Consider the following 8416-nt stretch of genomic DNA (forward strand, 5'->3'; position numbering starts at 1 on the left):
GGCGGCCCGCTCGTGATCCTTCCCCATCTCCAGATGGCGGACGATGTTCTCGCGCACCACGATGGCGTCGTCGATCAGGATGCCGATGGCGAGCGACAGGCCCAGCAGCGACATGGAGTTGAGCGTGAAGCCCGCGATCCACACCGCCACGAAGCTGGCCAGCACCGACACCGGCAGCGCCAGGCCGGTGATGATGGTGGACCGCCACGAGTTCAGGAAGAGGAAGACCACCAGCACGGTGAGCAGCGCGCCCTCGATCAGCGCCTCCTCCACCCCGCGCACGCTGGACGTGACGCGCGTGCCTGCGTTCTGGATCACCGTGAGCGTGACGCCCGCCGGCAGCGTCTTCCTGATGACGTCGATCTTCCCGATGACCTGGGTGGCGACCGCCGTGGTGCTGTAGCCCTTGGACTTGACGATGTCGATGCCCACCGCCTCGCGCCCGTTGTACTCGGCCAGCGTGCGCTGCTCGGCGTACCCGTCGAACACGTCCGCCACGTCGCCCAGGCGAACCGCGACGCCGCCCCGCTCCTTGACCACGAGCTGCTGGAACTCCTCCGGCGTCTCCAGGCGCCCGGCGAGGCGGATCGTCCGCTCCTGCAACGCGCCCTGGAGGTTGCCGACCGGCGCGGCGAGGTTCTGCGCGCCCAGGGCGCCCACGACCTCGGCCACGCTGGTCTGGCTGGCCTGGAGCGCGTCGGGACGGAGCTGCACCGTCATCTCCCGCTCGCGCCCGCCGGACACCTGCACGTTCGCCACGCCCGCGATCGACCGCATCTCGCGCGTGATGCCGGGGTCGGCCAGCTGCCGCAGCTGGCCCGGCGTGAGGGTGGACGAGACCAGGGCGAGGGAGACGATGGGCAGCGAGTTGGGGTCGAAGCGCTGGAGGATCGGCTCCTTCATCTCCGTGGGCAGGTTCTGCCGGATCAGGGAGATGGCGTCGCGGATGTCCTGCGTCTGCTCCTGCTGCGGCTTGCCGAACTGGTACTGGACCACGATCTGGGCGAAGCCGTCGAAGGCCTGGCCGTTGATCTGGTCCACCCCGGCGATGCCCTGGATCCCCTCCTCCACCGGGTTGAGGATCTCCGTCTCCACCTGGTTGGGCGAGGCGCCGGGATAGGGGATCTGCACGACCACGATGGGCGCGGCGATGTCGGGGAACTCGTCGGTCTGCAGCTTCCAGAGCGCGAAGAGCCCGAACACCACCAGCGACAGCATGGTCACGACCGTGATCAGCGGCTTCTTGATGGCGAAATCGGAGATGAACATGGGGCGGGCCTCCTTACCTGGCCGCGGCGGGCGTGCCCACGCGCACCGGGGTGTTGGGGGTGATCCCCAGGGCGGCGCCCACCAGGATGGTGTCGCCCGCCGCGAGCCCCTGCGTCACCTCGACTCGCTCGCCCTGCTCGTCGCGCACACCCAGCGTCACGCGAACCTGCTCGACCTTGCCGCCGCGCACGCGCGAGACGGTGGGGCCCACGCCCTTCTGGTCCACCGCCGTGATGGGGATGGCGATGCCGCTGCGGGCCTGCGCCAGCACCCGCCCCTGCGCGAAGAGCCCGCCCACCAAGCGGCCCTCGTCGTTGGGGATGGCGACGTACACCTGCACCTGCCCGGTCGTGGGGTCGGCCGCCGGGTTCACGCGCTGGACCTTGCCGGTGAAGGTGCGGCCCGCGTAGCCCGTGACGGTGAACTGCACCGGCGCGCCCACGCGCACCTGGCCCACCTGCTCCGCCGGGACCGACGCCTCCAGCCGCATGCTGCGCGGGTCGACCACGGTGTAGAGCGCCGCGCCGGGCTGGACGACGTCGCCCGCGTTGACCGGGCGGTCGCTGACCACGCCGGAGATGGGGGAGCGGACCACCGTGTACGACGCCTGCTTCTGGGCCGACGCCAGGCGGGAGCGCGCGTCGGCGAGCTGCGCCTGCGCGGCGGAAGACTGCGAGCGCGCGTTCTCCACGTCGCGGTCTGCGATGGCGCCCGCGCTGTTCAGCTCCTGGAGCCGCGCCGTGTTGCGCCGCGCCACGTCGGCCGCGCTCTGTGCCGCGCGCACGCCGGACTGCGCGGAGACCATCTGGTCGCGCAGCGCCGCGTCGTCCAGCCGCGCCAGCATGGCGCCGGCCGAGACGGGCTGGCCCTTCTCGGCGTACGTCTGGAGGACCGAGCCGCCGATCTGGGCGCGCACCGTGGCCTCGTTCTCCGCCTTGAGGTTGCCGGAGATGGCGGGGCCGCTGGAGATGTCGCCGCTCTGCACCACCATGAAGCCTTCGGGCCCCACGTTCATCACCGCCGGGGCCGCGTCGGCAGCGGCCTGCGCCGCGTCCGGCTTCTTCCCGCAGGCGGCCAGGGCCACCGCCGCCGCCACCGCCAGGGCCGTCCCGCGCCCGATCTTCGTCTGTATCATTGTGTGCCCGCTCCCGGGATCCCCTGCTGCGTGGTGCCCGTCGCGCCCTGCTGCGACTGCACGGTGGTGGTGGACTGCGTGGTGGACTGCGACTGGGTGAACTGCTGCTGCGCCGCCGCGGTGGACGCCCCCGCGGCGCCCGCGGTGGAGAGCGGCAGGTCGCGGAGGAGGCGCACCCGCGCCTGGGCGATCTGCAGGTCGCGCGCGGACAGCGCCTGGTTGGCCTGCGCCTGCTGGAGCGCCAGGCGCGCGTCGTTCAGCTCCAGCTGCGTGGAGATGCCCTCGCGGTAGCGCACCTCGGCGATCTGGTACGCGCGCGCCGCCTGCCGCGCCGTGCCGGCCGAGGCTTGATACGACGCGCGGGCGGTGCTCAGCCGCTCGATGGCGCTGCGGGCGTCCAGCTGCGCCAGCTCGCGCGTCTGCTGGAGCTGCGCGCGCGCCTGGGCCAGGTTCGCCTGGGCGATCAGCTCGTCGCCGCGAATGCGGCCGCCGGTGAAGATGGGCACCGACAGCGCCGCGCCCACCGTCCAGTTGGTGTGGAAGTCGTTGAAGCCCGGCACCACGTCCTGCGGGAAGGCCACGCGGCCGTACTGCGACTGGAGCACGACGGTGGGCAGCCGCTGCGAACGGGCGATGCGCACCTGCTGCTCCTGCACCTGCACCGCCGTGGCCGCCTGCCGCACCACCGCCCGCGCGTCCGTCGCCGTGTCGGCCCCGGCGACGGAGTCCGCCGCGGCGGCCTGCGGCGTCCGCGCGACCACCGAGTCCGCCTCGCCGAGCGACGAGGTGAGGGCCAGAGGCTGGTCGAGCGGCAGGTTGAGGAGCTGTTTGAGGCGCAGGTACGCCTGGTCGCGGTCCGACCGGCGCTGGATCACCGCCGGCCGCTGGTTGTCGCGGGCCACGGAGGCGCGCAGCACGTCGAACTCGGGCGAGGTGCCCACGCGGCGTGCCAGCGTGGTGAGCCGCAGCGTCTCCTCCGCCTGCGCCAGCGCCGCCTCGGCGATGCCCACCAGGCGGTCGCTCAGCTCCGCGTCGTAGTACGCCTGCGTCACGTCCAGCACCAGCTGCGCCTGTGCGGAGGTGAGGCCGATCTCCGCGTTCTCCCGTCCCGCCTGCGCGATGCGGTTGGTGGCGGTGATGCGGCCGCCGGCGTAGACGGTCTGCTGGAGGTTGAGGCCCAGGTTGTACGTGTTCGCCGCGCCGAAGCCGGCGCTGCTCAGGCCCGAGAAGGGGTTGGAGCCGCTGCCCGCGCACTCCAGCGCGTGCTCCAGCGAGTCCACCCGCTCGTCCACCGGCAGGCCGGGGTGCGGCGTGAAGCTCGACGGGCAGTTCGTGGGCGCCGTCGTCGTGTCCACCGGCGCGCTGCCGCCCAGCCCTTCGAACTGGCTCTTCAGCGTCCGCGAGTACGACGCGGTGCCGTTCAGCTGCGGCAGGCGCTGCGAGCGCGCCTGGAGCTGCTGCCCGCGTGCCCGCGTGATCCCCGCCCGCGCGATCGCCACCTGCTCGCTGGCGGACTGCGCCATGCGCAGCGCCTCGTCGAGCGACAGCGTCCGTGCGCCCGCCGGCGCCTGCGGACGCGATGCCGCGGGTGCCGACGGCGTCACCGTCTGCGCCCCCGCCCGCGCCGCGCCCAGGGCGAGCCCGCCCGCCACCACCGCCGCCGCGCGCAAGCCGCGGCCCCACCCCACACGCGATCTCGTCATCTATGCCGTCGTCCCGTTCGCCGTTGAATCCACCATCTCGTTCCCCGCCCCGCCCGCCGCCCCGATCACGCGCAGGAAGAGCGCTACGTACCGTCCCGGCGCCTCCTCGGCCGGGTAGGCGTAGCGCTCCGGCATGATGTCGCGGCCCATCACGTCGCTGAACAGCGTGCCCATCAGCATGGCCGCCGCCGCGTGCGGCTCGAAGCCGCCGTCTGCCAGGCCGCGCGCGCGCAGCCGCAGCAGGTAGTCGTGGAGCTCGCCCGCCAGGCGCGCCGGCGTGGCCCCCGCGCAGGCCGCCATCTCCGGCGCCTCCTCGATCTCGCCCATGCAGGTGCGGATCATGGAGCGCGACCGCATGAGGTGCCCGTGGTGCGCGCGGCACCACTCCGTGAGCTCCGCCGCCGCGTCGCGCGGCTCCGCAGGCAGCGGGGCCAGCACGCCCTCGCGCGCGGCGGCCTGGAGCGCCTCGCCCAGCAGGGCGCCCTTGCTGCCGAAGTGCCGGAACAGCGTGATCTCGTTCACGCCCGCCTCGCCGGCGATCCGGCGGGTGGTGGCGCCGCGGGACCCGGCTTCCTGGAACACCCGCAGCGCGGCCTGGAGCAGCTTCTCTCTCACTTCCATGGCCGCCAAGGTATCCCCCCGCTGGGATGTGTGCAAGCGTTTACTTACATCCGTACGGTCGTCACAACGACGGCTACGGTTCACCGGCAGCCCCGCCCGCGCGCTCGTCGGCCCGCAGCGAGCGCCAGCGCTCCACCAGGCGCGCGGAGTCCTGCAGAAGCAGCGTGTGGAAGCTCTCGGCCAGGCGCAGGCGCTCGCGGCCGCTCTCCATCCCCTCCGGCAGCGAGGCCGCCGCGTCGCCGAAGAGCTGCGTCATCTCGCGCCACCGCCCCTGGCCCACCTCCAGCATGCGCTCCCACGGGTCGGCCTCGATGTGGTAGAAGTCGCGCCGGTCGCCCAGGTTGCTCACCCGCCGCACCATGCCCATGTGCTCCAGCATGCGCGCGTTGGTGCTCACCGAGGCCTTGCTGGCCTGGAGCCTTTCCGCCAGCTCGTCCAGCGAGAAGGGGCCGTCCTCCACCAGCAGCAGGCCCAGGATGCGGCCGGCTATGCGGGCCATGCCCTCCTTCTCGCAGAGCAGCGCCATCTTCTCCACGAACTGCCGCACCGCGTCGTTCATCCGCGCTCCGCTCCGTGTACCCGCCGCTTCCGGGGCGCCAACGATACCACCTCACCCATCGTTCAGTCAATACTGAACGATCTAAACATTTGTCCTCGCCCGCTTCCGGCATCTCTGCTCCTCCGGTCTGTCGCAGTGCGCCCGAACTGCCGTGGGATCGGTCGAACACCACGCAATCTCCTCCGCGTTCGGTCGGTGAGCACCGGCCCGTGCGCCGCGCTTCCGCAGCGCCGTCCCACGAGACGAGCGATGGTGCTGCCGCAGCACGGTCCGGCACGCAGGCCAGACCCTACAGGGGTGATGAGGGAGGTGGACGACGATCGGCGGCGCGTTCGCAGGGTACTTCGCACGGATGCCGATCGTGGTTTCAGCTTTCACGAACGAGCAGCGGACGCACCCGCTCATCTCTATGTCGAAACAGCGTCGCCGAAATCGACATCGTCCCGTGGCGTTCATCTCCCGACTCCCGAAACGGGGTTTTGGAGGATGCGCATCGGCGGTCACGGTTCCGCAGCGGGACGACGGCCGGTGTGCATCGACCGTACTGTTCCGTAGATGTGACGCGGTTGACCGGTTCGGTGAGCCGGACGCGGCGACGCGGTTTTCGGAAGATGTGAATCCGCCGGAGTGCCGTTCGGGAGATGCGGACCGGACGGGATGCGAGGGAGATGCAAGGCGTTCATCCGCTCTCCCGCCGTTCCCGGCGGATGCAAGCGAGCGCACTATGCGGCTCGTTTGGCCCGGAAAGGACCGGCTGGCAGCGATCTTGCCCGCCCTGGGCTGCTTGCCCCGCGCCCGCACGGGCGCACGCCGCACGCACGACCATCGCACCCGCGCCGCCCTTGCCCACCTCCGCGAATCCAGACGCAGCATTCGGCCACCTCCGCGACGGGGTGTGCCTGGTCGCGCCCGATGGCGGCGTGCGCTACGCCAACGCGTCGTTCCTGGAGATCCTGGAGCTGGTGGGGCACGAGGGGCCGGTGGAGCACATCTGGGACGTGCTGCCGGGCGACGGCGGCGGGCCCGACGCGGAGCTGCTGCGGCACTCGCTGGAGGATCGCGTGCCGGTGTGCTTCCGCACCGACGCCGGGGGCAGCCGCGTGTGGCAGGTGGAGGTGGAGCCCGCCGGGCGCGGCGACATGCGCGTGCGGCTGCGCAACGTCACGGCCGAGGTGCGCGCGGAGGCCGTGGAGCGCAGCGGCGAGGCGCTGCTCACGGTGGCGGAGAGAGAGGCGCGGCTGGACGCCATCCTCGAATCGTCGCCCGTGGGCTACGTGCTGATGGACTCCGAGACCTTCGTGGTGCGCGAGGCCAACCGCGCGTCGCACGAGATCCTGGAGGACCCGTGGCGCACCCCCGGCAGCACCGTGGGGCACCCGATGAGCGAGCTGGTGCCCGGCTTCGCCGCGTCGGACATCGAGGAGGTGTTCCGCCGCGTGCGCGACACGGGCGAGCCCTTCGACGTGGCCGAGTGGGAGTTCCGCGGCTTCGCGCGCGGGCCGGCCTTCTTCCGCTGGTCGCTGCGCGCCGTGCCGCGCGAGGGGGGGGGCCCTCCGCGCTTCCTGCTCCTCCTGGTGGTCGACGTCACGGCCGAGGTCCTGGCCCGCCGGGCGGCGGAGACGGAGCGGCGCGGCCTGTTCGCCGTGCTCGACGCGCTGCCGGTGGGCGTGCTGGTGGCCCGGGCGCCGGGCGGCGAGACGGCGTACGTGAACCCTGCCGCCGCCACCCTGGCGGGACGCCCCGCCGCGGAGCTCGCCGCCGCGGACGAGGCGGAGCACGCGGCGCTGTGGGACGGCCGCCACCCCTCGGGCGAGCGGATGGGGGCGGGGGAGCGGCCCCTGGCGCGGGCGCTGCGCGGCGAGCCGGTGCGCGACGTGGAGCTGGTGCTGCCGCGGCCGGACGGCGGCAGCCGCACGGTGCTGGCCAGCGCGGAGCCCCTGCGCGGCGAGGGTGGGGAGGTGGAGCGCGCCGTGGTCTCGCTGCACGACGTGAGCGACCGGCGGACGCTGGAGGAGGCGCTGGTGGAGCGCACCGCCGCCGCCGAGGCCGCCGCGGGCGAGGCCGCCCTGCGCGCCGAGGAGAGCCGCGCGCTGCGGGAGATGGGGCGCGCGCTGGTCTCCGCGCTGGACCCGGAGCAGGTGCTGCGGATGGCGGCGGCGAGCGCCATGGAGCTCACGGGCGCCCGCGGTAGCTGCGTGGTCTCGCCGCGCGGAGCGGAGTCGATGGTGCTGTCGCCGTGCGTGGGCCTGCTGGAGCGGCTGGAGGGAACGGTGCTGCCGCTGGCCGGCTCGGCGGCGGACGTGGCGGTGAACGCGGGACGGCCGGTGGTCTTCAACTCGCCCGAGGAGCTTCCAGGCGGAAGCGAAGTGCTGGCGACGGCGCGCTCGCTCGGGCTGCGGAACCTGCTCGCGGCGCCCATGCTGGCGTTCGGCGAGGCGCTGGGCGTGCTGGTGGCCGTGGACCGCGAGGGCGGCTTCGGGGAAGACGAGACGCGGCTGCTGGAGTCGTTCGCGGACTCGGCCGCGCTGGCGGTGCACAACGCGCGGCTCTACGAGGGCCAGCGCCGCCGCGCGGAGGAGAACCGCGCGCTCCTGGCCGCCGCCGAGGCGCTCACCTCCACCCTGGACCCGGCGGAGGTGATGGAGCGCATCGTCCACATCGCCCGCGAACTGGTGGGGGCGGACGCGGCGGGGCTCACGCTGGTGACGGGCGAGAACCGCGACCGGCTGCTCACGCCGGTGGCCGTGGGGCTGCTGGAGCCCTTCCGCGGGAGCGAGGGCGCGCTGGCGGGCTCGCTCACCGAGGTGGCGGCGCGCGCCTCCGGCCCCATCGTGATCGACGCGGACGCGGGCGAGCCGCTGCACCCCAACGCGGTGTTCATGCAGCGGCTGGGCATCGTGTACTTCGCCGTGCTGCCGCTGCGGGTGGAGGGCGAGCTGCTGGGGATGATCGGGGTGGCGAACGCGCGCGGGTCGCGGCCCTTCGGCGCGCAGGACCTGCGCGTGCTGGCGCTGCTGGCCGACCAGGCGGTGCTGGCCGTGCGCAACGCCCGTGCGCACGAGACGGCCCGCGGCGCCAGCCGCGCCAAGAGCGAGTTCCTGGCCATGATGAGCCACGAGCTGCGCACGC

General features: G+C 73.3%; 6 protein-coding genes. 1 reads left to right on the forward strand and 5 read right to left on the reverse strand.

All coding sequences use genetic code 11. The annotated features are described in order from the left end of the window. The 5 genes from VFE05_09810 to VFE05_09830 all read right to left on the reverse strand — a co-directional run. Positions 1–1269: efflux RND transporter permease subunit (locus VFE05_09810; GenBank protein ID HET6230350.1), on the reverse strand; the 1269-nt coding region annotated here is incomplete at its 3' end. A gap of 13 nt (positions 1270–1282) precedes the next feature. Beyond that, positions 1283–2404 carry an efflux RND transporter periplasmic adaptor subunit gene (locus tag VFE05_09815; GenBank protein HET6230351.1) on the reverse strand — a complete coding sequence of 374 codons (1122 nt, stop codon included), beginning with the start codon at positions 2402–2404 and terminating at the stop codon, positions 1283–1285. Further along, complete coding sequence (locus VFE05_09820) at positions 2401–4107, reverse strand: TolC family protein (protein HET6230352.1); 1707 nt, start codon at positions 4105–4107, stop codon at positions 2401–2403. The genes VFE05_09815 and VFE05_09820 overlap by 4 nt, the downstream gene beginning before the upstream one ends. Further along, positions 4108–4728: a helix-turn-helix domain-containing protein gene (locus VFE05_09825; GenBank protein ID HET6230353.1), complete on the reverse strand. Its 621-nt coding sequence runs from the start codon at positions 4726–4728 to the stop codon at positions 4108–4110. It lies immediately after the preceding gene. Positions 4729–4801: 73 nt separating this feature from the next. Beyond that, positions 4802–5287 carry a MarR family transcriptional regulator gene (locus VFE05_09830; protein HET6230354.1) on the reverse strand — a complete coding sequence of 162 codons (486 nt, stop codon included), beginning with the start codon at positions 5285–5287 and terminating at the stop codon, positions 4802–4804. An 842-nt stretch (positions 5288–6129) separates the two neighbouring features. Between VFE05_09830 and VFE05_09835 the strand changes: the two genes are divergently transcribed. Then, positions 6130–8416: GAF domain-containing protein (locus tag VFE05_09835; GenBank protein HET6230355.1), on the forward strand; the 2287-nt coding region annotated here is incomplete at its 3' end.

This window comes from Longimicrobiaceae bacterium (assembly GCA_035696245.1).
Classification (GTDB): Bacteria; Gemmatimonadota; Gemmatimonadetes; order Longimicrobiales; family Longimicrobiaceae; genus DASRQW01.

Bases quoted from the DNA above. Each gene is read 5' to 3' on its own strand.
- VFE05_09815 (HET6230351.1), bottom strand. From the start codon at position 2,404: ATGATACAGACGAAGATCGGGCGCGGGACGGCCCTGGCGGTGGCGGCG.
- VFE05_09820 (HET6230352.1), bottom strand. From the start codon at position 4,107: ATGACGAGATCGCGTGTGGGGTGGGGCCGCGGCTTGCGCGCGGCGGCG.
- VFE05_09825 (HET6230353.1), bottom strand. From the start codon at position 4,728: ATGGAAGTGAGAGAGAAGCTGCTCCAGGCCGCGCTGCGGGTGTTCCAG.
- VFE05_09830 (HET6230354.1), bottom strand. From the start codon at position 5,287: ATGAACGACGCGGTGCGGCAGTTCGTGGAGAAGATGGCGCTGCTCTGC.